The 26,702-nt window shown below is 34.4% G+C and carries 21 protein-coding genes; 8 read left to right on the top strand and 13 right to left on the bottom strand.

What is annotated here, in order from left to right; all coding sequences use genetic code 11:
- Positions 1-63: 63 nt before the first annotated feature.
- Together NEF87_RS14930 and NEF87_RS14935 are read left to right on the top strand one after the other, a co-directional pair.
- Positions 64-2,787: a HEAT repeat domain-containing protein gene (locus tag NEF87_RS14930; protein ID WP_457916430.1), complete on the top strand. Its 2,724-nt coding sequence runs from the start codon at positions 64-66 to the stop codon at positions 2,785-2,787.
- 97 nt (positions 2,788-2,884) lie between these two features.
- Positions 2,885-5,005: an excinuclease ABC subunit UvrC gene (locus tag NEF87_RS14935; protein WP_457916431.1), complete on the top strand. Its 2,121-nt coding sequence runs from the start codon at positions 2,885-2,887 to the stop codon at positions 5,003-5,005.
- A gap of 16 nt (positions 5,006-5,021) precedes the next feature.
- On the opposite strand, the gene NEF87_RS14940 is transcribed toward NEF87_RS14935, so the two are convergent.
- Positions 5,022-6,497, bottom strand: a complete 1,476-nt coding sequence (locus NEF87_RS14940) for an MFS transporter (RefSeq protein ID WP_457916432.1) — start codon at positions 6,495-6,497, stop codon at positions 5,022-5,024.
- A gap of 158 nt (positions 6,498-6,655) precedes the next feature.
- On the opposite strand from NEF87_RS14940, the gene NEF87_RS14945 reads away from it, so the two are divergent.
- Positions 6,656-7,795: a M24 family metallopeptidase gene (locus NEF87_RS14945; protein ID WP_457916433.1), complete on the top strand. Its 1,140-nt coding sequence runs from the start codon at positions 6,656-6,658 to the stop codon at positions 7,793-7,795.
- On the opposite strand, the gene NEF87_RS14950 is transcribed toward NEF87_RS14945, so the two are convergent.
- Positions 7,788-8,612: a class I SAM-dependent methyltransferase gene (locus tag NEF87_RS14950; protein ID WP_457916434.1), complete on the bottom strand. Its 825-nt coding sequence runs from the start codon at positions 8,610-8,612 to the stop codon at positions 7,788-7,790. The two genes, NEF87_RS14945 and NEF87_RS14950, sit on opposite strands and share 8 nt — an antisense overlap.
- Positions 8,613-8,769: 157 nt before the next feature.
- Between NEF87_RS14950 and NEF87_RS14955 the strand changes: the two genes are divergently transcribed.
- Both NEF87_RS14955 and NEF87_RS14960 read left to right on the top strand, forming a co-directional pair.
- A complete protein-coding gene (locus NEF87_RS14955; protein WP_457916435.1) occupies positions 8,770-10,353 on the top strand; it encodes a hypothetical protein in 1,584 nt (527 codons plus the stop codon).
- 90 nt (positions 10,354-10,443) lie between these two features.
- Entirely contained in the window at positions 10,444-12,750 is a 2,307-nt protein-coding gene (locus NEF87_RS14960; protein ID WP_457916436.1) for a PAS domain S-box protein, read from the top strand.
- 42 nt (positions 12,751-12,792) lie between these two features.
- On the opposite strand, the gene NEF87_RS14965 is transcribed toward NEF87_RS14960, so the two are convergent.
- Positions 12,793-13,785 carry a ketopantoate reductase family protein gene (locus NEF87_RS14965; RefSeq protein ID WP_457916437.1) on the bottom strand — a complete coding sequence of 331 codons (993 nt, stop codon included), beginning with the start codon at positions 13,783-13,785 and terminating at the stop codon, positions 12,793-12,795.
- 122 nt (positions 13,786-13,907) lie between these two features.
- Here NEF87_RS14965 and NEF87_RS14970 point away from each other — a divergent pair, with 122 nt between their 5' ends.
- Positions 13,908-14,324, top strand: a complete 417-nt coding sequence (locus tag NEF87_RS14970; RefSeq protein WP_371802207.1) for a secondary thiamine-phosphate synthase enzyme YjbQ — start codon at positions 13,908-13,910, stop codon at positions 14,322-14,324.
- A gap of 76 nt (positions 14,325-14,400) precedes the next feature.
- A complete protein-coding gene (locus NEF87_RS14975) occupies positions 14,401-15,267 on the top strand; it encodes a patatin-like phospholipase family protein (protein WP_457916438.1) in 867 nt (288 codons plus the stop codon).
- A gap of 194 nt (positions 15,268-15,461) precedes the next feature.
- Here NEF87_RS14975 and NEF87_RS14980 read toward each other — a convergent pair whose 3' ends face one another.
- Entirely contained in the window at positions 15,462-16,490 is a 1,029-nt protein-coding gene (locus NEF87_RS14980; protein WP_457916439.1) for a phosphatase PAP2 family protein, read from the bottom strand.
- Between the two features lie 550 nt (positions 16,491-17,040).
- Here NEF87_RS14980 and NEF87_RS14985 point away from each other — a divergent pair.
- Positions 17,041-17,796 (top strand): hypothetical protein, encoded by a 756-nt coding sequence (locus NEF87_RS14985; RefSeq protein ID WP_457916440.1) that lies wholly within the window; start codon positions 17,041-17,043, stop codon positions 17,794-17,796.
- Positions 17,797-18,039: 243 nt separating this feature from the next.
- Here NEF87_RS14985 and NEF87_RS14990 read toward each other — a convergent pair whose 3' ends face one another.
- The 9 genes from NEF87_RS14990 to NEF87_RS15030 all read right to left on the bottom strand — a co-directional run bounded on the left by NEF87_RS14990 (position 18,040) and on the right by NEF87_RS15030 (position 26,551).
- The gene (locus NEF87_RS14990) at positions 18,040-19,059 is read right to left on the bottom strand and encodes a hypothetical protein (protein WP_457916441.1); all 1,020 of its coding nucleotides are present in this window, start codon (positions 19,057-19,059) and stop codon (positions 18,040-18,042) included.
- A 19-nt stretch (positions 19,060-19,078) separates the two neighbouring features.
- Positions 19,079-20,161 carry a hypothetical protein gene (locus NEF87_RS14995; protein ID WP_457916442.1) on the bottom strand — a complete coding sequence of 361 codons (1,083 nt, stop codon included), beginning with the start codon at positions 20,159-20,161 and terminating at the stop codon, positions 19,079-19,081.
- Between the two features lie 29 nt (positions 20,162-20,190).
- Positions 20,191-20,445, bottom strand: coding sequence for a hypothetical protein (locus NEF87_RS15000; protein WP_457916443.1), 255 nt, complete (start codon positions 20,443-20,445; stop codon positions 20,191-20,193).
- A gap of 358 nt (positions 20,446-20,803) precedes the next feature.
- Complete coding sequence (locus NEF87_RS15005) at positions 20,804-22,141, bottom strand: MFS transporter (protein ID WP_457916444.1); 1,338 nt, start codon at positions 22,139-22,141, stop codon at positions 20,804-20,806.
- 36 nt (positions 22,142-22,177) lie between these two features.
- Positions 22,178-23,374, bottom strand: coding sequence for a hypothetical protein (locus tag NEF87_RS15010; protein ID WP_457916445.1), 1,197 nt, complete (start codon positions 23,372-23,374; stop codon positions 22,178-22,180).
- 66 nt (positions 23,375-23,440) lie between these two features.
- Positions 23,441-24,277 carry a hypothetical protein gene (locus NEF87_RS15015; protein WP_457916446.1) on the bottom strand — a complete coding sequence of 279 codons (837 nt, stop codon included), beginning with the start codon at positions 24,275-24,277 and terminating at the stop codon, positions 23,441-23,443.
- Between the two features lie 13 nt (positions 24,278-24,290).
- Complete coding sequence (locus NEF87_RS15020; RefSeq protein ID WP_371802214.1) at positions 24,291-24,818, bottom strand: ubiquitin-conjugating enzyme E2; 528 nt, start codon at positions 24,816-24,818, stop codon at positions 24,291-24,293.
- A gap of 91 nt (positions 24,819-24,909) precedes the next feature.
- Complete coding sequence (locus NEF87_RS15025) at positions 24,910-26,133, bottom strand: HesA/MoeB/ThiF family protein (RefSeq protein WP_371802215.1); 1,224 nt, start codon at positions 26,131-26,133, stop codon at positions 24,910-24,912.
- 61 nt (positions 26,134-26,194) lie between these two features.
- Positions 26,195-26,551, bottom strand: a complete 357-nt coding sequence (locus tag NEF87_RS15030) for a ubiquitin-like domain-containing protein (RefSeq protein WP_371802216.1) — start codon at positions 26,549-26,551, stop codon at positions 26,195-26,197.
- Between the last annotated feature and the right edge of the window lie 151 nt (positions 26,552-26,702).

Raw genomic sequence — 26,702 nt, forward strand, 5'->3', positions numbered from 1 at the left:
CTTTTATTTAAAAAAAAAGAAAGGTATAAATGAATCAAAGTAAAAAATTTGGGAATTTTTCAAATGTCTATGTCCACTACGGTATTACTTCAACAAATTAATGATGTCGATACGGAAGCTCGGCTTCTCGCCATCAAACGTCTAGGTATGATCTATGATGATGAAAAAATTATCGATCCTCTCCTAAAATTGCTCTTGGATAACGATGCCCGGATAAGAGAAGCAGTTATTTTATCTTTAAGCGTTCAATCCTCTTCACCCAAAATAATTAAGCCCATTATTAATGCGTTATCTGATGAAGTGGTTGATGTTCAACTCGCGGCTATTAAAGCCTTGTCAGAATTTAGGTCAATTCTTGCGACGAAACCATTAATCAAAATCTTATCGGATCCTGAAGATGAAGTAAGAGCAGGGACTGTCTTAGCTCTGGGATTAATTGAAGATAAAAATGCTTTATTTCCTCTTATAGATTGTTTGGAAGATCAAAATTCTCAAGTGCGAATTAATGCACTCGTAGCATTATCACAACTCGGGGATCCCCGATCAATTGATCCGATTATCGATTTAATTCAGAATGAAACGGATGATATAGTCAAACAGATGGCTATTCTTTCTTTGGGACCATTAGGCAAAGGGGATAAACGAATAGTTGAACCCTTAATTCAACATTTATCATCTCCCAATCCTCGCTTTCGTCAATATGCAATTGTCTCGCTAGGACAAACAAAAAATCCCGAAATCATAAAGCCTCTTCTCAAACTGTTAAATGATGAAGATGCTTATGTAAGAAGAGCATGTGCAACTGCATTAAGTGATGTGAAAGATCCTGCAACTGTTAAAGAATTCATCGCACGACTTGATGATGAAAACGCAGAAATTCGGGAAACCGCAGCCCGAGCTTTAGGAAAATTGGGTGATATTGATGCTATTTTAGGATTAATCCACGCATTATATGATACATCAAATGCTGTTAGGGAAGAAGCGGCTAAAAGTTTAGGTGATTTGGAAGATTCCGCCGCAAGTAAATCGTTAATTTCTGTTTTCAAAAAAGAACAAGATCCTAGTGTTAAAATTGCTATGGCAATTGCTTTGGGGAGAATAGAAGGTAATTCTCCTCCATCCACTTCATTTGTTCTGGCAAATCCCGCGATGCGAGTTCTGTCTAAAGCACTTTCCCATAAAGAATTAGGTGTAAGGGCTGCTTCTGCAGAATCTCTTGCAAAAATCTGCATAAACAATAAAAAATATGGTAAAGCCAAAAATTATTATCGACGGGCCAGTGATGAATCGCTGACTTGGGAGTTTAAACAACCTTTCAATTTAGCCTCATCCTTAGGATGCGAGGTAATGGATCGCCTATCAAAGAAACATTATGGTGGGATGGCGAGTATTTTCGAGGCTATTTATGACAATTTAGCAACGGCTGCTAAAATGATAGGAAATCACACATTTATTTCCAAAAACTATTGGAAGATCTTGGAAGTTTATGATCAGATTTTTCAAAGTAAAAATAAAGGCCAATTTGTGCAACATTTTCGAGATTTGGGTTTAAAGATATTATTACTTGCAAAAAAATTACCTGAAGATAAACAAAATCTATTAAATACCTCGCAAGACCGTTTGAATGAAAAATTTCAAGTTATTGATAAACGAGGATTAGCATTATCAGAATCACTCGTGGAAATGGAAAATTTAAAACCTGATTTATTTGATATCGGAAATAAAATACTTCAAATCGAGCCTTTGGAATTGCGTATGGATGAAGATCAAGAAAATACGATTAATGTGATTGAAGATCTGTCTGAAATTCCTTCAATGGGTGCCTTAGCAACTATGGATACCACAGATCTCCTCCGTGAAGAAGAAAATATAATCCAACGTCATGTCACGCGGGAAGTAGATCGGAAATTTTTATTGGAAGACATTCCTCTAACCATGGATACGCACCTCTTTGCAGGAAAAGATCTTTCCGTTGGATTAATTCAATTTTTACAAGGAGCAAAACGTGAAAGTTTTATTGAGGATGATAGAGATTTGTGGGAAAAATTTGTCAGAAGATATTATGATGAGGAAGTCTATCGACAAACCCGCATTTTACAATTTACTCAAGAATCCATTCAATTTCGAGCTAAACCAAAAATAATTGGTTATTTGGATGATGCAATTTATGAAGGGTGTAAATTAATAATATTTCCAGAATGCTCGATGCCAGAATCATATCTCCCGAAATTACAACAATTTGCGGATCGATTCAATATTTTCATTATTGCTGGAGTTGAATGTATTTCCGATCAAGGACATTTTTATAATCGAGCCTATTTTATCTCCCCAATGAATGAGAATATGCCATACCAACAAAAAAATACACGCACCGTAATGCCCAGTTCTGAAAAGAATATGCTGGAATGGGTTGAAAACATTGAAACTACGAGCCCACCTAAATTCAGTATCTTTGAGTCTCCCTTCGGGAAATTTATCATATTGATTGGAAATGATATTAAAGAATATTCTCAGTTTATTCCATTTATCACTCGAGAACGGGGATTGGATTTCGCATTGTTCTTGAATAATGGAATTGAAAATACCGCTCTAAGTCATAAATATCAGGAATTAGCAACTGAAATTTCCAAACCGATCTTATATCTCAATACTGGTCAATTTGGAGGTACTAATGTCTACTTGGCGAAAGACACTCAGCAATCGCCCCTCCAATCAGAATATTCTGAAGGCATTTTCCATTGGAAATATGCGGTACCAGAAGATGATATGCCCGAGTTTGAGTTGTAAAAAATCATTTTTTTTTTTCCGTCCTTGTTTTAATAGCCAGTGATTTTATTTAATAAGATATATTTGAGAATTTATAGATATTCATGCGGGTGCCTCAATGGTTAATCTCTCTTCAGCAGCTCTTCCCTCGGAAGAAGAACTTGAATTTAAAAGGACCAACTTACCCCTTAAACCGGGTGTTTATATTTATAAAGACAAAGATCGCAAGATTATCTATGTTGGGAAGGCCAAATCTCTTCGGAATCGGGTAAATTCATATTGGAAGGAAAGAAGTAAAAGTGAAGATCCGATATATGCTCAAAAAATCACCCGCTTAGTTGCACATATTCGGGATTTAGAAGTATTTGTAGTTGATAATGAAACTGAAGCACTCTTGTTAGAAAACGAGCTTATCAAGAAGAATCAGCCGATTTATAATGTCATGCTTAAAGATGATAAAAGCTACCCTTGGGTTCAGATTACCAACGAAGCTTTCCCACGAATCAGAATAATTCGAGGACCTGAACGATATGGGTTGCAACATAAATATATCGGACCTTTTGTCGATGGGTATGATCTTAAGAAAACAATCCGTTTCATTCGAAAAATTTTTCCTTTCTGTACGTGCAAGAAAACGACATCCCGAAAAAAGCGAACACGCCCCTGTGTGTACTACCAAATTAAACTATGTCCTGGTCCTTGTTTTGGTTATATCACGAAAGAAAAATATAATCAAAACATACGAAATATAGAATTACTTTTAACTGGAGAAATCAAACCGATTCAATCCATGATGAAAACTAAGATGGAAAAAGCGTCATCGGAGTTAGCTTTTGAGGAAGCTGTAGTCTGGAGAGATCGACTTCAAGCATTGGAGCAATTCACAATTGAACAATCGATCCTATCCTATGATTTAGCAGATCCAGAAGAAAATTCTTCTCAAGAATTGGAAAACGCTGACGATTCTAATCAAGAAAGGCTGGAGGGACGAACTTATAAAAAACCGTTACAAAATCTCCGAAATTTGGATGTTATTGCCGGTCATTATTCTAAAAAACGGGCGGGAATTGTAATTATTCATGTTCGGTATGGACGCGTCTTGGGAAAAACTCCCTATGTATTTGATGTGAAAGAAAAGCTCACCTCAAAAACGGACTATATTCTCTCACTTTTGAAACAACACTATCTTCGACCTGATATTCCCCTTCCTGATGAAATCGTTTTGGAAACTCAACTTCCTTCAGATATAGAAACAGGGTTGCTTACTTACTTTTCCACCCGCGAAACCCATCCATCTAAGCTCAAAATCTCTCCCCAAAAACGAAAACATGTTAAATTTCGGTTACCTTCAGAAGTTGATAAGACCGCGGGGTTAATTCGAATTGCCAAAAAAAATATCGAGCTTCTCATCAGTCAAAAGGATGAATATGAACAGCATCAGAAGGAAAAAGAAATCCAATTGGTAGAACAAAGTAAAATAAATCAAGGTTTGCGAGATTTGCAGACTGTTCTAGAATTGGATGATGTCCCGCTTATTATTGAAGGATTTGATATGGCTCATCTGCAAGGGACAGATTATACAGGATCAATGGTCTGCTTAGTAGAAGGAAGGCCAAGTAAGAAACATTACCGTCGTTATAAAGTGCGTACGGTTGATAAACCGGATGATATTGCTGCGATGAAAGAAGTTATGACGCGTCGTTACACACGCGCTATAAAAGAAAGCACGTTACCAGATCTGGTAGTTGTTGACGGGGGCAAAGGTCAATTGAATATGACCCATAAACTCTTTGTAAATCTTGGTATTGATTATGTTCCTCATATTGGTCTGGTAAAACCCGAAGGAAGAAGTGAAATTTACAAAACTCCCAGGATAGTCATCCCCGATGAGGAAGAGACACTTCAACTTCCAAAAAATTCACCTGCTTTACATCTGATTCAACATCTGCGAGATGAATCTCATCGATTTGCGAATGCATATCATCGGAAATTACGAAATAAACGCCAAACTAAATCTGAACTAGATGAAATTCCTGGAATTGGCCCAGCCCGAAAAAAGAAGTTACTGCAATTATTGGGTAGTGTTGCCGAAATTAAAAGAGCATCCGAAGAAGCTTTGGAAGGGGTGATAGGTCCTGTCTTGGCGAAAACGGTGTTCGAATACTTTCAACAAAAAGCTCTTGAAGCCCAGAAAAAGCCAAAAAAGAAAAAATATAAGTTAACAAAAAAAAAGAAATGAAAGCAAGGTGGGTATTCTAATCATCACCATATTGATCTTGTAAATCAGCAAGTTCTTGCTGGGAAAACTTTTTCGTTTCTCCCCGTTTCACCCGACTGAGCCAAATCATTGCGATTAGTTCAAATAATATCACATATGGGAAGAGTGCAAAGTATTGCTGGCCACTTGCCAGATTTCCAAGACTTCCATAAATATCAAATAATAATCCTGCAAAAACGGGACTAAGGGTTGCCGATAATTGGCTGAAAAGATAATAGGCACCGGTATATGCGCCTATTTTTCCTTCTGGCGCCATTCCCCATACGATTACTATCGTATTGATATTTATCATTCCATAAAAGATCCCAACGATCCCCATCAAAATAGTCACGGAGATCTGGGATGTTAAGAACATCATTACAAATACACAACACGAGAGTCCTACCAAACCAATAAAAATCATGCGTTTTCTACCCATTCTATCTCCAAGTCTGCCTGCGAATACGGCTGTGATTATCATTGTAATTGGTGCCACCATTAATGTGGTTGATGCCCCTGAATCGCTCCACCCTAAAAATTGGGTTGCGTATAAACTATAAAACGTATCAATTGCATTATACCCAAAGAACCATGTGAAAACCACTAAAAGCATAAAAAATGCACTTTTTTCTTTTTCTTTGAAAATCATTTTTAACGCTTCGAGCTGGCTCTCCTTCTTTTCTATTTCTTGCTCCCCCAAATATTCAAAAGTGACCGGATCTATGGCAATGCTATGGGAAGAAATTTCCATGAATTTATCTCCTGTGGGTGTTTCTTTGATTGTTACAAGTAAAATTACCAAAGCAATCGTTGTTGCAAAACTAACAAAATAAAATCCCCATGCGCGTGAAGATGCGAGGCCATCGGCTGTGTCAACATCAAACATCATCTCTGTTATCATTGGAATCGCTAATCCTATCACCATGGAAAGAGCTCCCATCAAGTTGATAATTGCATTTCCCTCACTTCGTACTTCTGGGTCGGTTAAATCTGGCATCAAAGAAACAGCGCTACTTCGATAAAATGCCATGCTTAAATTGAAGAAAGTGATCACAGCTAGAAGCGCAATAAAGACACCTAACCCCTGTGAAGGTGCTATCATTCCAATAGCAGAAAACCCAATAATTGCACCAACGCATCCAATCATAATATAAGGTGTTCTTTTCCCGAATTTTGATTTGGTTCGATCAGATAATGCTCCAAAATAGGGTAACATTAAAATCGCGACAATGTTATCTAATACCATTATTGCACCTGTGATGGTGTCTAATCCTGTGGTAACTCCAAGATCTTGCAAAAACCCATTTAGCAAAAGGGGCATTGCAAAATTATAATATGTCCAAGCGATACTGCTTGTCATGAAGGCGAGTCCAATAAGAAAAGTTCGTCCATACTTCAATTTTCCGGGAGTATTAGGAGACATCCGAGGAGAATACTTTCCTTTTTCATCTAAATTTATTTTAGGGTCTGACATAAAATCACTAATTCAAATGTGCGCTCAATGAAATTAAAGGTTCTTTTTGATTTTTCACAACCATGATTAAATGTCAAGGATACTCCACAAATGTCATTTCTATGTGAAATCATCAATTTCTAGATATTTAATTTCAATGAGCCATTAATTAACACATAATGAATCTCTTTCAAAGAGCTAAAGAAACACTTGCCGAAATTGGTGCAGATGCATGGTTGATTTCCTGCGTGGAAGGAAATGACATTCATTCCAAATTCATTTTGAATGTTAATATTCACATAAGACATTACATCTTCATTTCACAAAAAGGAAAGGATGTTGTAATCACTTGTCCAATGGAAAAACCCATGGCAGAAAAAGCATTAAAGCGACTGGGTGTGGATGCTGAAGTTAAAGACTTCACAAGAGCAGCAGATATTCCAGTTATGCTAAAGGATTTAATAAAGGATCAGACTGTGGCCTTAAATTTCGGAGAAAATATTTTTACTCCACAAACTACTGCTTATGCCGAATTTCTTCCTGTTGGAGAATTACGAGAATTACAAAAAATCGCCCCTAAAGCTAAGTTTATATCAGCCGCCAAAATTATCTATGCTCTCCGAAGTATCAAATCTCCTTCTGATATTAAGGATTTAGAAGAAGCCGCCAAGATTAATATCGAAATTTTAGAAGATATTCCCAATTGGGTCAAGCTTGGTATGACCGAAAATGATGTGAAGCGAAAACTCGAATCTAAATATATGCAATATGGAGAGGTTGGTTTTCCTGCTATTATCGCAAATAATGCAAATGCTGCAGATCCTCATCATGGAGGTTCTGACAAAAAAATCGAAAAAGGGGTTCTACTTATCGATTCCGGCATGAAAAAAGATCGAATGACAACCGATATTACCTGGACGTATTGGATTGGAGGAGAACCTACTGAAAAGTTTTTGGAAATTTATCATTTGATTTATGATGCAAAGCAAGCCTCATTTAAAACTATTAAACCTGGTGTTAAAGCTAATATACCCGACCAAATAATTCGTAAAATGTTTGCGGATCAAGGGATCGATCATATGAAACATTACAACCATGGGTTGGGTCATCCTCTAGGTTATGTGGTGCATGATATTGGAATTGGGCTAAGTGCACGAATGCCTGATGAAGCCGTTTTAACAGAAGGTATGGTGATTACTCATGAACCGGGTCTTTATTGGCAGGGTGAATGGGGTGTTCGGTTAGAAGATGATTTTGTTGTGACCAAGGATTCCATGAAACTGTTGACTTACTGCCCTAAGGATCCATTCCTTATTTAATCCTTTTTTTTCCCATTCTTCTACGTTTAGCGATACAGAGATACAAATTTTCCCTTCGGATGAGATTTCCTTCTGGAAATTCTGATTTTAAGCAAGATCGAACTTCATTTTCGAAGTTCTTTATCTCTTTACCGAATAACTCTTGATTAGCAAAGGATGTAGAAAATAATAATCCCATATATTCATTTATTGATTGAGTATAAGAACTAGGAATTGAATATTCTTTAAACTGGTTAAATTGAGATTCTGATAAATAGTCAGTAAAACTCTTCTGGTCTTGTGAATATAATTTTTCTTTCCCTGCTTTTCGTTTTTCCCCTAGATATCTCTGAATAATCCGTTTGATTTTAATATCAATAGGTTCTAAGGAATTCCAAAGTCCAGTAACACCTCCAATGCTTGAAAAAATTGCAATTCCCCCGCTAGGTTCTATCAATCTCTCAAGTTTTCCTAAAACCTTGGTTTTGTCCATCCAATGAAAACTAGATCCACAAATTGTTAATTGAAATAATCCTAGGGATTCATCTATTTCTTCAGCTGCTGAATTGTGATATTTCATGTTTTTAATATCTAATTCAGCAAGTTTCTTTTTTCCTTCCGCCATCATTTCTGGATTAACTTCTACCGCAATTATTTCACGAAATAATTTAATATAAGGGATAGAAGATTGCCCTGATCCTGCCCCTAAATCTAATAATCGACCTGTTCCATCTAATTGAAATTCGGATTTCAAAATATTAACTATTTTTCCATGACATTTATGCCGATATCGAGCGTAAAATGAAGCAGTCCCACCAAAAACAGATCTATATGTCATATTATTATTTGATAATACTCAGTCTTTAAAAATTTTAATTAATTCTACTTTGATTATCGTTTTTTTAGATTTGATCTAGGGGAGATAAAAAGTGGTCTAATGAAACCATAATAGCAAAAGAGGCCTATGAGAACATAAGTTATTCTTGGTGAAAAAAATGAGTGAAAAAAAAATACATTCCTTAAAACCAAAGGCCCCTTTTGAACGTATAATTTTCATAATTGTTCTTATCCTATCCATAGGATTTTGGTACATGGTTTTATATTCCCCCATAAATGAAGACGGAGATACTTATACAATTCTTTCTAGTGATCCAACCTATGCTAATATCACAAAAATCGAGCTGAACTACAATGCTCAAGTAGCATCTGTTGATATTTATTTAAATGATCAAATTGATTCTGGAGTTCTTTTTACTAGCACCTGGCATCATGCATGGGTGGATTGGGGTGATGATGTCGGCTCCATTGAAATATCATATACTCCAGAGTTATCCAGTGACAATACAACGTTGATAATCACTGTGGATGATAGCTATGAATCTGGTTTCAGCTATTTTGATACTTCAGTAATAAACGAATTCACTTTTGATATTTATATCAATCCTAATTATCTAATTGATTTAAACGCAGATACTTCTTCCGCTCCAATTGACGTGTACGCAGATAATGTTCAATTTGATTCCATTACCATGGATCAAGAATATTCTTCATTAGATTTGATGTTTTCCTCTGTTTCTGTAAATCATGACATTTTATTGACTGGTAGTAGTGGATTTGTTGATCTAGACTTTGATAAAGTTAACATTTCCGGGGATTTATCTATTTCGAGGGAATATTCTTCCATTAGCCTGGAATATACAGATTTGTCTGTTGAAAATATTACCTTTTCTTCCGATAGTGGATATATTGACGTTGAAGGAACTAATCTCATCTCAGAATCCTTCAATACGCGCCAAGAATCTGCTTCTACTCGATTGAACATGGATACAGTCCAAATATCTGATGAATTTAATCTATGGGGTGAAAGTGGATATGCCGATGTTTATTTACAATCCGCTGTTATTCAAAGCGATATCACAATTGTGAGATCTAGCAGTTCAATTTCAATGGATTTAAGAGATTCATCTTTTGGTAATGTGTCTTTGCTTACTTTTTCTGGATATATTGATGTTGATGCTGAAAATAGTATCTTTGAATCCATTTATACGGAACAAGATACAGCGAGCACCTCGATGGTTTTAGATAATGTAACCATTCAAAATGGATTTGATTTAGTTGGAAATTCTGGTTATGCAGATCTAAATGTTATGAATTCCGTTATTGGTTGTGATATGAACATCTATCGAACAAGTGCTTCAATTAGCTTAGAATTTGAATCTCTTACTTTCTCGAAAGATGTGAACATCACTGCAACAACCATTTCATCTTATATTGATATAAATTGGAACCAACATTTTGATGCGATGGGTGCAAATGTCACTACTTCCTTAGAATCCACTTCTGGTTCAATCGATGTCGAACTTAGTATTCCAACTTCTCTAATTCGTTATGATTTTTCAGGAACTTCTGATTCAGGAAACATTTATTTTGATTCTGACACTGAAAACTATCAAGAACTCTCCGAAAATCATTTTCAATCCGATAATTATTCGAATCATGCTTTAGATTTGATCACATTTATTGCAGAAACTGCTCATTCTTCGATTGACTATAACGTATATGAAAATTTGGCTGATTAAACTTGAAGTCAAAAGTGTTTTTTTATTTTTCCGAATTTTTTCCTTGACCCAACCTTTTTACCTATGACTGAGAATATTATTTTGAGAACTTTGCCACAGAACGATTTTAATTCTTCCATTTCTCGAGATGCTCACACCTTTCTGGAAACAAAATACAAAGTTCTCTTTGAAAATACTTCGGATGCTATCATTATATATGAAAATTCAAAACTTTCGGATTGTAATGAAGCGGCCTTCAAATTACTCCGGTATTCATCAAAAGAAAAATTCCTCTCATGTAGTTTTTTAGATTTTACTCCTGAGTTCCAACTTAATGGTCTTTCATCACTTGAAATGGCTCAAAATGTCATAAAAATTGCTTTTTTGAATGGTTCTCATCATTTTGATGCTCTTCTTAAACGAAATGATGGTTCTATTTTTCCTGCTGAAATTTTATTAACTGCCAGAATTTTTGAAAGTAGTAAACTGTTATTTATAGTCGTAAGAGACATATCTCAAAGAAAACAATTCTTAGAAGAGTTAAAAATCAGTGAGAAACGCTTTCGGTTGCTCTTTGAAGAAAGTCCTCTCGGAATTGCTTATCATCAGATGATTTATGATGAAAATCAAAATCCAATTGACTATATATTTCTCGATTATAATAAAAGGTTTGCTGAAATGACAGGTCTCGGTGATGATATTGCAGGAAAAACGATAATGGAACTCATACCCGATTTTCAAAACCGAAAACCCTTAGTTTTTGAAAACTATAAGGTTGTTGTTAAAACGGGGAAAACCTTACAATTTGAATCATTTCATGAAGAATCTCAGACATGGTTTGATGTAACAGCCTATAGTCCGCGAAAAGGCTTTTTTGTGTCCCTACTGAAAGATATTACAGATCGGAAAGAAGTAGAAATTGCCCTTAATGTCAGTGAAGCTAAACATCGCGCCATTTATGATAGCTCCCATGATGCGATTATGATTTTAGTTCCTAATAAGGGTTTCATCGAAGCAAATATCGGTACTTTAAAGTTATTTGGAATTCAACAACAATCAGAGTTTGTTGGAAAAACTCCCGCAGATTTTTCTCCTAAATTTCAACCAGATGGACAATTAAGTTCTGTAAAAGCAGATCAAATGATTCAAATTGCTTTGGATACTGGTTCTCACTTTTTTGAATGGGTTCATCAAAGAACTACTGGGGAAAATTTTCAAGCGACTGTCTTACTCAATCGGATGGAGATTCAAGGAAACGTCTATGTACAAGCACGAGTCCATGATATCTCTTTCATTAAAAATTCTGAAGCTGAACGGGAGCGTTTAAATGCTATTATTGAATCAACCACTGATCTCATTTCTACTTCTGATGCAATGCAAAATTTAACTTTTATGAATAGTGCAGGTCTTGCCTTGCTTGGAATAGAAAAAAAATCTGATTTAAGCAAGATGAAGATCGAAAATATTCACCCAAAATGGGCTTTTGAGAAGATTTCCCGCGAAGGAATTCCTAAAGCCATTAAAAATGGTGTTTGGAGAGGTGAGACTGCTTTAATCTCCCAAAATTTAATAGAAATTCCAGTTTCGCAAGTAATAATGACTCATTGCGATGATTCAGGCAAGGTTAATTTCTTTTCTACCATCATGCGAGACATATCCGAACGAAAAAGAATTGAGGAAAAAAATAAGCAAATGGAAGAAGAGTTGTGGAAGAATCAAAAAATGGAATCTATTGGGTTTCTTGCTGCAGGAATTGCCCATGACTTTAATAATTTTTTAACTACCATCCTAGGTAATATTTCATTAGCTCGATCGGAAGATTCAGCCTTAACTCCTGAACTACGTGAGATATTAGAAGAAGTTGAAAATGCATCTCAACGGGCCAAAGAACTAACTAACCAATTATTGCTTTTTGCCAAGGGAGACGCTCCAACAAAAAAACTAACAACAATTCAGGATTTGATTATAGAAACCTGCAATTTTACTTTACGAGGATTAAGTGTAAAACCCACCTATGATATTGCTCCCGATTTATGGAAAATAAATGTTGATGCGGGCCAAATTAGTCAAGTTATAAACAATCTGGTATTAAATGCTTATCAATCATTTGAAATTAGTAATAATATGGAAAATGCTGTAATTTTAATTAAAGCCTGTAATATTACTGATGCATCTAAATTAAATAGTTCATTGAACTTTCAGAAATCGATCCAAATAACAGTCCAAGATAATGGACGTGGGATTTCTCCCGATGTGGTGCCACGAATTTTTGATCCATATTTTACTACCAAAGAAACAGGTTCTGGGCTTGGACTTTCGGTGTGTTATTCTATAGTTAAGAAGCATGGTGGGCATATTGAAGTAGAATCTAAGATTGATGAAGGAAGTAGTTTTACCATATATCTTCCTGTGCATTAAAATTGCCGTGGTCAATAAAAAAATTATTATGGTTCTTTTCACTCAATTGTTTGGCAGATACTCAAATAATGTATCGATTGATGGAGTAGGAATTGAAGATTCTTGTTTGATTTTTTTGAATTCATTCGCAATCTGTAACATTTCATCCGGAGCTGCCATCGCATGATCTCGCATGGCTAATTTTCCATTTTCAGAACCCATTAATTTTTTTAGCATCATTCGAAGGACGAAACGAGGCATGTGGTACAACTTTTTAAGATAATTTGGGGTAATGGGATGTCCTAAATCTTGAAGGACTCTGAATCCTTCCTTTATAGCGGTTATCATGAGTTTCATTGCATGTTTATTTTTTGCTAAGGCAAAATTATCTCCCTTTGCTAAATATATTCCATTGGCTAATGGACTAACTAAAGCTATATGGTATTTCAACCAAGCATCAATGTTTTCTGCGATTTTTACTTGAATTCCTGCCGTTTCTAAAATCGTTTTCAATGTTTTAATTCGACGAGTTGTCTCTCCTGAGATTTCCCCAATCGTTAGAGGTGAATCCTCTCGATAGATTGATTTGATTAGTTGATCTTCCCGCTGTCCTCCTGCTGAGGGAAAACCTAGCAAAATCCGTTTAGGATCTATTTCATCTTTGAAATCTTCGATACATGTTCCATTATTTCCCATAAAAACAATATTAGGTGAAATATTTTGATTTAGTTTCGGTAAAATTTCTTTTATCTGATTTTTCCGCATAATAACAATGATAAAATCAAAATAATCGCTAGGGGACAATTTTTCAATTACTGGCACATATTCGCGGGTACGTCGTTGTTGGAGATAGTGCTCTATTACAACTCCTTCCTTTTTTATTGAAGAATATCTTGCCCCTCGAGCAAGTAAAGTAATTTGGAAAGAGGAAGTTCCTTGATCTATTTGATCAGTTTGAAGCTGTGATAGAATTTTTTCAATATTTGCCCTATTTTCATATAATCGTGTGGCATAAAGACTGCCTATCACACCTGCACCATAGATGAGAATTTTCATGATGATCACTTGAGTTAATAACTTGGGATGGAAGAAATCCTAATTAATATTAGGCATGTCTAATTTAAAAAATTTTGGGATAATGTAAATTGATTTATTTAGTGCAAATCCAAATAATGATCATGGTTTCTGAATTACACAAAATAAAAATAAACACAAAAGTTGATGAAATCGTGGATATAACAGATCAGATTCAATCCCTAGCCAATCAAAGCTCAATAAAAAATGGAATTCTGAATATCTCTTGTCCTGGTAGTACAGGAGGAATCAGCTGTGTAGAATACGAACCAGGGTTAATCAATCATGATATTCCTGCACTCCTTCATCAAATTGCGCCTGAAGGTCCAGATTATGCTCATCATCAAACATGGGGAGATCACAATGGACATTCCCATTTGCGGAGTTTTCTCATAAAACCAACTTATACTGTGCCTGTTATTGATGGAAGCATTATGTTGGGTACTTGGCAACAGATTATTTTTTGTGAATTCGATGAAAAACCCCGTTCTCGAACGATTTACTGTCAATTTGTAGGGTAACTTCAAAGTTACTACATTCCCCCTATAGAGTAAAAAAAGTGTTTTTATTGACCTTATCTTAACTAAAATTGTAGCAATGGAAATTTCCCAAAAAATCGGTCTATGCTGTGAAGGCGGAGGTCAAAGAGTAGTTCATACTTGCGGAATACTCGATTATTTTCTTGAAAAAGATCTTCATTTTCCTTATGTGATAGGTGTTTCTGCCGGAGCGTCTAATACACTTTCGTATGTCTCCCAGCAAATTGGCCGAAATTGGAAAGTGGATATTCAATACATTAAAGACTCTCGTTTTCTTAGTCTTAAAAATTTCGTTAAAATGAGAAGTATTTTCGGATGGGATTTCATTTTCCGAGAACTTCCAAATAATTTGATACCGTTCGATTATGATCAATACTTCAATTCCTCTTCAGAACATGTCATCGGGGTCACAAATGCTAAAACCGCTTCGATCGAGTATTTCTACAAAAGTAACCATTCTTCAGAAGAAATTATGAATATCACGGCTGCTTCCTGCAGTCTACCTTTAATTACTCCTTTTCGATATATCAATGATACTCCGTATTTGGATGGAGGAGTTTCAGATCCGATTCCAGTCCAAAAAGCATTTGAGGATGGATGTACAAAATGTGTAGTTATTTTAACACAACCTCAAGGATATCGTAAGGAACCCTTTAAACATCTTAAATTAATCAAAAAGATGTTCAAAGGCTATGATCAACTGCAGAACTTAATGATTTCTAGGCATAAAATGTATAATGATACTTTAGATCTACTTGACACAATGGAAAGCGAAGGAAAAGTCTTCATTTTGCGTCCAGAGATGTTATTAGATGTTGGAAGAACGACAAAAAATACCGAAAAATTGGTCAAATTATTCAACCAAGGATACTCTCTCGCAAAAGATATATACAACGATTTAGTTAAATGGGTCAATGAAGACTAGGATTTCCGAAAAAGAACATTGTTTCCAAGTAATTAATCGTTGTTGACTCATTACTTTGATTTAAAAGAGAAAAAAGGCATCGTCCAATATTTTATGGGAAATTGTAAATCCAGGAACATTTTCCAGTGAATTTTGTTAAAAATAATGCCAAATTAGTAAAGAAAAGTAAAAGTAAAGTAAAAAAAGAGAAAAAATCACTGTTTAAATATTTTTTTGAGTAACCAGGGGACAGCTAGACCTGCTATAATCATCATTAGTCCATATTTAATGAATCTAGTTATAAAATAGATGCTGGGGAAGAGATCGAACAAAAATCCCGCTCCTAAAAATATCCCAAAGGTTAATGCAAATCCGATTGCAATGGCAATTAGTTTTTTCCACCAAATTAAAGGACGTGGGTCGTATTTAATATGATTTACCTCTAATGGAAATGCAATTGCTCCACCACACATTAAGGCACAAGAAACGGAGAGTTGTTGAAAAGCATCTTTAAGATAATCTATTCCATCTGCGAAATTAACTAAATAAAGGAGTAAAGAGCTTAAAATCCATAAACCTACACTTACTGTGACTCCAATTCCAATCTGTTTTTTCATTGACCAAGATTTTGTAACTTCTCTCACTCTCGGCGCGTAGAACATATAGAGAGTGATAACAATAAATCCTACAACAATTCCCCCAATGACATCTTGTAGATCGTGGACCCCAATTATTAATCGTGATATCGGAACGGCTATAATCAAAAAGATCGCTAAAGATTGCCATGGAATTCCTTTTTTCTTTTCTTCTCCCTTGAAATTGAAAAATGTATAGCCCCAAAAACTCAAGGTTCCGCTAGAATGTCCACTTGGAAATCCATATCCTGTCGCTGCATCTTCTCCTCGAAGATCATTGGATAAAGGTCTCGGATCTTTGAACAACGTTTTTCCAAAATCGGTGAGATGAAGGGATATAAGAAAACCGATCAGCAGTCGTTTAGCAAATTTTTTGTCAATTCCAAAATAAAAGACAGCAAAAAATACAATATAAAGTTCTTCATCTCCAAATAATGTGATGATTTCAAAAATCTGAACAAGAGCCTCATTACTTGAATCAAAGCTCTCATTTAAATTGAGTGCGAGGAGAATAATTCCCGTGATAAGTACCAATGCTGCAATTGCCAGATTGATTATAAATTCAGTTCGTGATAGTTTATGATAGGGTTCATATGTTAATTCAGTCAAAACAAATTCCTCCATTTTCTAAATTTTCTTTACTTGCTTATAAATGTATCAAGTGGTTGGAAATTTCTCGGCTTTTTAAAAGAGATAGATAAAATAAAACTATGGGTCGACCGTCTCAAGGATGGTATTGTGGATTATGTGGGGCAGAATCCGATTGGGATGATAATGAAATTGATCGTTGTTCCTGAGGAACTTTTTATGGAGAATGTTGTGCACTAATCTGTGAATCTTGCGGCAATTCCTTTTGCTCAGAATGCAGTGAAGGTTTTAAACTTGAATGTTTTAACGTGTTTGTATGTGAATCTTGTACTAATTCTACCAAGAATGGAGGATGCTGTCAAAATTGCCAGGAAATGATGGTGAAATGTCCTTCTTGGGCTGACTCCATTTGTTTAAACTGTCAATAAGTATTAATCTATTTCCTTTTTTTTGTTTTATTTCTTTCTTTTCAGTCTTTATTTTCTGACAATTCGCAAGACGAAGATCTTTCTTTTTTCCTTTAAATTAATAAAGAACAATTTTGTAATAATCTATAATAGGTTGTGATTATATGGTATCAACAGCAATTCTTCAGACATTTCTCATCAACGGCTCTATCATGATGATGTTTTTGTTTTGGGGCTATAAAATTATCGCCCGTAAAAGAACACGAATTTCTTTAACTTTAGCAGGAGTTTTCATCATTCCCGCAATAGGATTATTTATCAATATTTTATATCGAGGATTTGACAATCTTCAATTCAATATAATCGGAAATATTCTCACCATTTCCTTAACAATCATAGGAATATTGCAGTTATTTTTCTTCAATCAGATCCTTTTCAAATCTCAAAAAGCCTTTACCTTAAGTAAACAATTCCAATATATTGGTTTATTCCTTGTTTTATTATTAGGATTATTTTTAATTGGAATATTCGGTGGAGTTCAATGGCAATATGATTCTGGTTTAAACGATATAGGATATTCAACCCGTTTACAAGATCCATTAGATGTGGGTGTTCCTGTTTGGTCCCTTGCCTTTTGTATTTATGGGTTAGTAATTTCTCAGAGTATCGCAATCGCCGTAATATTTTCAGGTTTTAGATTATTCAAACAGATGGGGGGAAAATCCTCTAAATACAGTCGGAAATTTATCTATAGTATTATTGGAATATTATTGATGGATCTCATCGTTATTGGGAATTTCATTTTCAATACTCTCAATAATCCAACAGGAAGAACAATTCTTCTCATCGTAAGCATAACTATTATACCTGCAGGTTTCCTTCTATATGCTGGATTGAAAGAAGAAAAACAGAAAATTTAAGGTGTCCTTAAAGATTATTCTAAGGAAATTACCACATATTCTAAATTTAATCAAACAAGTATGGACAAAAATGAATAATATCATTTTATAGGGTCAGATGTCCTGAATAGTCAAGAATCAAAATTTATTCAATATGAGGAAAGGATTTTTGCAGAAAAAAAAATAAAAAAAAAAAAGTCTTTTTGGGTTGGGTTGTGTCTTTTTGGATGCAGAGGGGTTTTTTTCAGTGAGGTCTGTCTTCGGTTAGTTATCAATGTCAATGATGAGTTTTTTATTAAAATCGGTCAGAATTTTTTCATGTTCTTCCAACATTTCTTTTTCTTCAAGCTGGATTACTTCATATTTGTAAAGTTTTGTTCCACAATAACGGCAGAAACTTTTCCCTTGGTCAATTAATTCTGAAACATTGACTTTTTGGAAAGGTGTGGAACAATACTTACATATTTTAGTATTAGATACTTTTCCTCCTGCTGTAAAATCATCTTTTTCAACTGGATAATAACGAAGTTGTGTGAAATGGGCATAGAAGGCTATTATCCCACTAAAAGAATTTAATAATAAAATTAAATCTATAATATTTTCCCAAACAATTCTGATTTCTCCCATATAATAACAGTAGGATATTAAAAATCCCATAATACTTCCAGAAATGCAACAAAAGAAAATCAAACGGATGTAATTTGTGAAATCTTGTGTAGTAGGTTTATATTTTTGATGATATCGATAGAAATTAATCACTCCTAAAAACGCGAAAATGAAGCTACCTCCTTCTAAACTTAAAAAAACTGCCATTTCAACTAAAAGAACTTGTAATATAATAAATATGAGTTTTTCTTTTCCTTTCGCTTCATTTCTATAATGAAATTGTATATTGATCCATTTCCTGCCCTCTTCTTCATAATGAGCAGATATTAATAATAATATTGGTATATCTGCAATTATTGCGGTAAATGTACTCCACGATGCACCAATATTGTTACTCCAAGCAGGTATAATTGAAATTTTTATAAAATTCATAATAACCCAGCCTAGTATCATTAAGATCTCATAATTCTTCATATTAAAAGAGACCGGTCGATAAACAGAGATCAATGTATATAAATAAAATCCCGAAAGAATTGTAAAAATGATAATAAACCATTCGGAAATTTTCCAATCATTACTCACAACTTCAGAATTTTGTGCAAACGGATAAGAAACAAGAGAAAATATGATCCAAAGAAAAATTATTGAAATTTTTTTTGCTAGATTTGGGTTTTTCATTGTATACATCACCACCATATTATAAAAAAAATTGAATTGAAGTTTCTGTGAACTTTTGGGTTAAATTATCAAGGTCAATTATGAGTTTTTTGTTAAAATCGGTTAGAATTTTTTCATGTTCTTCTAACATTTCTTTTTCTTCAAGTTGAACGACTTCATATTTGTAAAGTTTCGTTCCACAAAAACGGCAGGTACTTTTCCCTTGATCAATTAATTCTGTTATATTGACTTCTTGGAATGGGGTAGAGCAATAGTTACATTTCTTTGTATGAGAATTTTCTCCAGTGGCTATATATTCATATTTTTCAATAGGATAGTAATGAATCTGTGCAAAATGAGCATAAAACGCTACTATTCCAGTTAATGATATTAGCAATAATATTATATCAATTAAAATTGACATTCCAGCGAATATCTCTCCTAAATAATAGATATAAACGACATAAATTCCCATAGTGCTTCCAGAGATTCCACTAAAAAAAACTAATCGCACATATTTTGTTAAATCTTGTGTGGATGGATTGTGTTTTTGGTGATAAATACAAAAAATAATTGCTCCAATAAATGCAAAACTAAAACAACCAAATAGTAAAACAAATACCGTAAAAATTGCTAATTCTAACAAAATCATCTGAATTGTAATGAAAAATATTATTTCCTTTCCCTTTGCCTCATTTCTAGAAAAAATTTCCAATTTGATCCATTTATTAAACTTCTCCTCATAATCTAATGAAATTCTGATTAGTATGAAGATATCTATGATAATAAAAATAATAGTAATCCCAAATATCCCAAAAGTGCTATTGAATGATAAGATAGTTCCATCAAGATCAAAAGACAACCCAATTTTGATTAGATTTATGAAACTCCAGCCCAATATCATTATAATCTCATAATTCTTCATACTGAAAGAGATTGGCCTATAAATGGATATCCAAATATATAGATAAAATCCGGAAAGAATTGGAAAAATCAGAAGCAACCATTTGATTACATCTCCATCAAGACTAGAAACACTTGGTACAAAATGATAGACAACCAGAGATAACATAATCCAAAGGATGACCATTGTTTTTTTTTTTATGAGATTAGAGTTTTTCATCGCGTTTATCACCAATATAAAAAAAGGGGTCACAGTTTCTTTTTTACTGCTTCTAATAATTCGAAATATAATTTCTTATATAGGTTTCGTTCTTCTTGGCATCGATCTAACTGCTCACGAAGAGATTTGGCTTCTTCCATCTTTTCTTGCATTTTTTTGAGAGTGGTGTTCGACATCCCACTTCCAAATTTGGATTTCAAAGTAGCTTGAATTTCTCGATAGGGCACACCTAATTGAAGAAGTTGTCTTGCTAAGTTAACTTTTTCATCACTAGATTTACCCAATATCTTATCTCCTGTAAATGTGATCTGCTATGCTGAGATTACATTTTTGAACTACTTTATCTATATTATGGTTTTTTTATATTTAAGGGTTATGGTAGATGTTATCATTATACTCCCTATAATGATGAAAATGCTGTTTTAGTGATTTTACATGATAACTCAATGATAAGATGGTATCATGAATAACTGCACATCCATCAAAGTTATTTCAAATAAAATCAGTTAATCAAGAGATCAAATGAAATTAATTATCCTTTTGAATCAATTTTGCATTTAAGCGAAATTTATTATTTTGATTATGTATTTCTATCGAATTATTGAAATGCGCTTGATAACTAGTATAAATCAAAAAAAAAAATTAATCCGCTTCCAGGTGCACAGTATCTTGTTGGGTTTGCATTTCTTTCAAAAATATCCTGCTATTTTTAGAATAGAGAGTGAAAGCAACAATTATTATGTTTAAAATTCCACACCAAACATACAATTCTCGAATCGAACCCAATGCATCAGCAATAGGGCCAGCAAGGATCATACCAATGGGAGAGGCTAAAGTAGCTAAACTTACCACAACGGATATAACTCTTCCCATTTTTTCAGGAGGGACACTCCTCTGAAGAGTTGTTTGAAAAAGTGCATTTACAATTGGATTGAGTAGTAACATGAAAAATGCTACTGTATACAGCAAAATGAAATTACTTTGCCCTATCACACCTAGCAATAACAATCCGATTCCAGTTGAAAATAATCCCACAGACATAATTGCTATAACATTCTTCCACCGTTTCTTGAGGGCAGAAATTAATCCTCCTAATAACATGCCTGCTTGTAAGAATGCCATGAAGTACCCTAAGTGCTGTTTCTCACCTAAATGTTCATATTTAATAAAATTCGGAAGAAGCACATCTAAGGGTTGCATAATGAAGTTTGCAAAAATTGCTAAAATCATGATACCTGTAAATCCCTTAATTTCTTTGATTGCATGGATCCCTTCTTTAAATTGCGTGAAAAAGGATGGTTCTGGAGGGTGTTCATAGGCATCTCCCATTTCTTGTTTTTGTTGCTCGATTTGTTTCTCTTTAAGCGATTTCGGAATTTTAATTTGGATTATCGTCAGTAGAGCAAGAAGAAATGTAATAATATCTATCCAAAGAATCAACTCTACCGCAAGGAATACCATTAACCAAGCTCCAATGACGGGCCCAATTATTCGGATGATACTAGAAAGGAAGAAGTTGATACCATTAACACGAGATAATTTTGAGGGGGGGACCAATTGAGGAATCAATGAAAAAGTGACCGGTTCATGGAATGCTTGACAAACACTCCGCAATGAGTTCAAAGTGAGAATGTGCCATACTTTCACCTCAGAGAAGTAGAAAATTAGGATGATACCTAAGGTTAAAAATGCTTGAGCTGAATCGGCAATTATAATAATCTTCTTTTTGTCATGTTTGTCGGCAAACACACCTGCAATGGGGGATAAAATGACAATAGGAATTAGCCCTAAAAAGAATGCCAAGGAGAGAATTGTATTGTTTTCTCCCACCATATCCGTTAAATGCCAAATTAATACAAACATTATAATTGACGAGCCAAAAATTGAGGTCATTTGGCCAGATAAGAACAATAAATATGAACGATATTTTGCTTTTGATTCTAATGAGTTGATCTGATCAAATTTGTTTTCTTCAACCATAGAAGAGCTATAAAATATTATTTGCTTTATTTATTTTCAAAATTTTTTCTTCCAAAATTTGTAGGCCCGTAAGTAGTCTTTCACTTGGATTACTTTGGGATTACGGCGAAAACTGCTTGGAATCGTCCCATCACAACGAGAACATAGACTAGAAGTGCGTACCCAATTTTTGAATTCATCCACGTGGGCGGGATAATTACAATTTGGACAGAGAACAATCCCCCGATGCCCGTCAGAAGTACTCGGAAGTTCAAAACAGAATATACACTTGAAATCATCGGGGGTTAACACTCCAGTCTTTGGTTTCATACGTAAAAGTTCTTTTTTGCTTACTGAGGAAGAAGAGGTGGTCCTAGAAACTTTTGGTTTAGAAGACGATTTGGACTTTGAACGTTGTAGGCGTTCTTGTTCCCTTTGTTGTTTTCTCCGGGCTTTCTCTTCCTGCTCACGACGACGAGATTGTTTTCTCTCCAAATCTCTTTGTCTTCTTCTCTGGTCACGCTTCTGTTGTTCTTGGGCTTGGGCTTTTTTCTCTCTCTGGCGAGCTGCATCGGCAAAACGATCTGCGTCCTCTATTTGACGATCGATATTGTTCAACCTATTAGAAACACCTCGCATTGAAAATCCTGAGATTCTGGGCCTACGTTTGGTGATCGCAAAGAGAAAATAGATTACTAATACACACAAATTCAGAAGAATTATCAAATTGATTCCAGAAGTTTCAGGCGCAATATTTTGAAACACGTTTCCTCCCAGAACAAGATAAATAAAATCAAAAGAAATGAGAATCAAACTTGTAATGATCATAAATGGACGAGCATCAATTGATTTGGTTCCAATGAAAACGGTAAAATATTTTGAAATGCAAAACGACAATAAGATCATACTAAAAAATAAATAGGGGACAGCAAGAATTAGAGTCCAAATATTGAAGGATACATTGATAGGCAGTACCACATCCTGCAAAATTGTTGTAAAATCTCCCCAAATCCCATAAAATGTTCCTACTAATAAACCCCCAAATATAATTACAAAATTATTCAGCGAAGCACTATATTCGCGGACTCGTTTTATCTTGGAAACATATTCGAATAAAATACAAAGCCATAATCCAAGTAATATATGTGAAAAGAAACCATTCAAAGAATCACTTGGTGCATTTCCGGTAAAAACTGCAATGAGTAAGCTAACTACAAGAACTACAAAATATAAAATGATCTTTGAAACTTTCATTGTTTTTACCTAAGTTCCCAAAATTAAAAATCCCTAAAAAAAGGATGGAAAAAAAATTATTTATTTTTATTCGTCATATTCCAAAAACAAATCTTGACCATCTACAATAGGATTAGCAAAATCCAACAGTTCGGGAAGGACATTTGGAGAGATATTTCCTTTGATTTTAAACGGAACTTCATACCACTTGGCAGTCTTTAAATTAGCACGGAAAATATTAAATCCATATGAACTTCCATCAATTTGGTAAGGATCGATAACTAATGCTACCGATTTTTTCCATAATTTCTGATAACGAGCTTGAGTCCCCATATCCTCAGAGCTTAAAAATAGTCCATAGGATGGATGGGAGTGATACCATCCGCAAATAAAGAGGCCTTTTTTTTGCAAGTCGGTGTATGCTTTAACATAGTTGTTATAATCTTTAATTTCTGCATGAATGGCATTTCCATGCCCCATTGGGTAGACATCTTCAATATAAAGTACTTCATTGGGCTCATCCCACTTTCCCGCCAATAAACCAATAACTTCTACCCATTTAGATCTTTCTATTTTGTCATTTGCATATTTTTTTGCATGAGTTGCAATTTTTAAAATGGCTTTTGCTGAAATTAGAGTTTTTTCTTCTTCTTTTACTGGTGCCATTTGGGAGCCAATTAACTTTTCACTATTCGCTTGGGCATTATTTTTCTTCACTATTTTTTTAAAACTTGTACTCAGAGTTTCATCGGAAAGCATTTCTTGTTCGCTAAATTTTTCCTCATTACTCTCTTCATTTTTGAGTTCCTGATAGATTTCTTGAAGAACTTCTTTTTTTATCTCGTTTTTTAATTGCTTTAGCATTTCTGCTTTTAATTTTACTTTTAATTCCTTGATTTCAGGAGAATCGTTTTCATTTTCCATAATAATTACCTGATCACCATTTTTTGTTGGCGTATTTCTTGACTAAATTTTTGACTTTTTTATCAAATTTTTTCGGCTCTTTCATCATTTCCAGCGCTGCTTTTTTATTAAATACGTCTGTTGGATTAATATACGATCCAGCAGTGTTCAACATTGCTGTAATTGCTTGAATCACTGTAACTGCCGTTTTTGAAGGACTCCAACCTCCCTTCTTTCCTATGTAGTTTGGATCCACTAACGCTAAGCAAATATTTCGTTGTCCTACATATTCGGTAGGTTTGGGCCAAAAATTCGGATGCCATATTGGTGTGTGTAAACGAACGAATGGTGGTTGGCTTGGATACTCTGCTGGGAATTTCATCTCAAGCCTAAATAATCCCTTTGCATAGGCTGTTCCTTTTGGTCCTACTAACAGTATTTTCAAGTGATCAATACTTTTTTTACTGGAATCAAAAGCTTTCAATTGTTTAATTGTCCCATCTTTGTACAATTTCTTTAATCTAGCGTAATCTTGTGTAATTCTTTTTTGTCTGAGACTCATATTTCTAAACTCTTTTTATTTATTGCTAATACTATGTTTTTATAGCTATTTGTATTTTTCAATTGTATGTTTAAAAAAAAATGAAGTTGGTCTATTTAAATAACCGTATAGTGACATATATTTCCCCTTCTTGAAACCCAGAAAGAGTAATTAAAGACAGTGACCGTATTTTGTTCTCCTTAGCATTTTTTTCTAAATCCAACTCTCTTAGTGAATCAAAATCTGGTACCGTCAAAATAGGTTCCATCTCTTCATCTAGATGATATCCCTTCATCTTCAAGGCATTTATGATACATTCTAGGTTTTGGTCCTTTCGCAGATAGAATTCTTCACGCAACACATTTTTGCCACATTGAAAGCATTCGGGGTTTCGCGGCTTTTCTAAATGATAAAATCGTTCAGTCATACCATTATAAATAATATATTCTTTGCTTGGAATTCCTAATGCCGTATTTCCCTTAAGATAGTTGAGAATTTTCAATATTTCTTGAGATTGAATGCTCGCAATTACTGCATTAATCGTAATAATACCTGGTTCATGGTGATCTATGATATTTATAACTTCTTTTACAGTAAAATCTGGTTTAAATCCATATTTATCGACTAACTTATTCGCAAAGGATTTTAGGAATTTAATATCTTCATAATTTTGTGGATCTGGATCCTTTGCAAATTTCTCTTCATAGGCCATCGTTGCTTTGAAAAGACAATGAACTCGTTTACGGGGTATTCCAACAACAGTACAGGCGGCCATTTCATCACTTTCAGTCGACGATGTTGGATGGCATTCATAACATGCGTTTTCAAAAGGAAAGATCGTATAAATATGACCATGATACCCATTAACTCCACCGTCTACCAAAGGTTTATTAAATCGAATTGCTTGTAGGTTTAAATTAACCCTCGCATTCATGGAATCTAATCCGCCTACAATGACATCTGCTTTCTTGAATAGAATAGGGGGCAAATTTTCAAGGGATGTATGGTATCCTTTCAATGTAATATTAGGATTAATTTTTTGTAACATTTCCGCTGCGGCGATAGCTTTAGGCTTCGCTATATCTGCATTAATGAATAACATTTGGCGATTTAAATTTGAATGCTCAATTACATCCAAATCAACTAGATCAATATGACCAACTCCAAGCATAGTAAGATTTTTTGCTATTTCACAACCGAGACCGCCTACACCTGCAATCAAAACTCGAGCATTCTTCAATATTCGCTGATCCCAACCTTTTAACCGGAATTGTCTGTCATAAAGCTGGCGCTCTGATTCAGTAAGATCTTTAGAAAAGAAATTTGATTCTTCCAAAACATAATCCCTCAATAATTTTTAAAAAAAAATAGTAATTGAAAAAAAAGGAAACTATGTTTTATATTCCCGCAGTACTTGCGGGAATAAGTAAAACTGTATCTCCGTCCTTGACGGGATAATCCATTATGAATTTTCCTTCATCCATGGTAACTCCACCATGGGACAAGTGAAAATCGGATGGATTAACTCCAAATATATTTCCAACAGTTGTTTTAATATCTCCAACTTGATTTCCAGTGTTCACGAGTAATTTCTGCTTTTTCTCACCAGGACCAATTGTAGACATGAAGAAAACTGAAATATCTTTACCTCCTGGTGCTTGTGCCGCATTTGGTGTTTTTGAGGCAATAGCAGGGGTTTTATCTTCGATATCTTCATCCAAATCTTCATCTAAGTCATCAAAATCTTCTGACATATGTTTTCACTTTTTTTATTTACATTTCCTTTTTTCAGAGAAAAAAAGAAATTTGATCCTTATCATCGTTTCCAGCTTTTTATGTGTTTAGTTTTTTCTAACCTTAACCGAACATAAATAAGGGAAGTTGGTGCAATTTATATAAGAGTAA

The organism is Candidatus Lokiarchaeum ossiferum (assembly GCA_025839675.1).
Classification (GTDB): domain Archaea; phylum Asgardarchaeota; class Lokiarchaeia; order Sigyniarchaeales; family Promethearchaeaceae; genus Lokiarchaeum; species Lokiarchaeum ossiferum.

Excerpts from the sequence above, each read along its gene's own strand:
- NEF87_RS15020 (WP_371802214.1), bottom strand. The coding sequence starts at position 24,818 with ATGAGTCTCAGACAAAAAAGAATTACACAAGATTACGCTAGATTAAAG.
- NEF87_RS14990 (WP_457916441.1), bottom strand. The coding sequence starts at position 19,059 with ATGAAAAACCCAAATCTAGCAAAAAAAATTTCAATAATTTTTCTTTGG.
- NEF87_RS14955 (WP_457916435.1), top strand. The coding sequence starts at position 8,770 with ATGAGTGAAAAAAAAATACATTCCTTAAAACCAAAGGCCCCTTTTGAA.
- NEF87_RS15015 (WP_457916446.1), bottom strand. The coding sequence starts at position 24,277 with ATGGAAAATGAAAACGATTCTCCTGAAATCAAGGAATTAAAAGTAAAA.
- NEF87_RS14950 (WP_457916434.1), bottom strand. The coding sequence starts at position 8,612 with ATGACATATAGATCTGTTTTTGGTGGGACTGCTTCATTTTACGCTCGA.
- NEF87_RS15005 (WP_457916444.1), bottom strand. The coding sequence starts at position 22,141 with ATGGTTGAAGAAAACAAATTTGATCAGATCAACTCATTAGAATCAAAA.
- NEF87_RS14945 (WP_457916433.1), top strand. The coding sequence starts at position 6,656 with ATGAATCTCTTTCAAAGAGCTAAAGAAACACTTGCCGAAATTGGTGCA.
- NEF87_RS14935 (WP_457916431.1), top strand. The coding sequence starts at position 2,885 with ATGGTTAATCTCTCTTCAGCAGCTCTTCCCTCGGAAGAAGAACTTGAA.
- NEF87_RS14995 (WP_457916442.1), bottom strand. The coding sequence starts at position 20,161 with ATGAAAAACTCTAATCTCATAAAAAAAAAAACAATGGTCATCCTTTGG.
- NEF87_RS14965 (WP_457916437.1), bottom strand. The coding sequence starts at position 13,785 with ATGAAAATTCTCATCTATGGTGCAGGTGTGATAGGCAGTCTTTATGCC.
- NEF87_RS14985 (WP_457916440.1), top strand. The coding sequence starts at position 17,041 with ATGGTATCAACAGCAATTCTTCAGACATTTCTCATCAACGGCTCTATC.
- NEF87_RS14975 (WP_457916438.1), top strand. The coding sequence starts at position 14,401 with ATGGAAATTTCCCAAAAAATCGGTCTATGCTGTGAAGGCGGAGGTCAA.
- NEF87_RS15030 (WP_371802216.1), bottom strand. The coding sequence starts at position 26,551 with ATGTCAGAAGATTTTGATGACTTAGATGAAGATTTGGATGAAGATATC.
- NEF87_RS14940 (WP_457916432.1), bottom strand. The coding sequence starts at position 6,497 with ATGTCAGACCCTAAAATAAATTTAGATGAAAAAGGAAAGTATTCTCCT.
- NEF87_RS14970 (WP_371802207.1), top strand. The coding sequence starts at position 13,908 with ATGGTTTCTGAATTACACAAAATAAAAATAAACACAAAAGTTGATGAA.
- NEF87_RS15010 (WP_457916445.1), bottom strand. The coding sequence starts at position 23,374 with ATGAAAGTTTCAAAGATCATTTTATATTTTGTAGTTCTTGTAGTTAGC.
- NEF87_RS14930 (WP_457916430.1), top strand. The coding sequence starts at position 64 with ATGTCTATGTCCACTACGGTATTACTTCAACAAATTAATGATGTCGAT.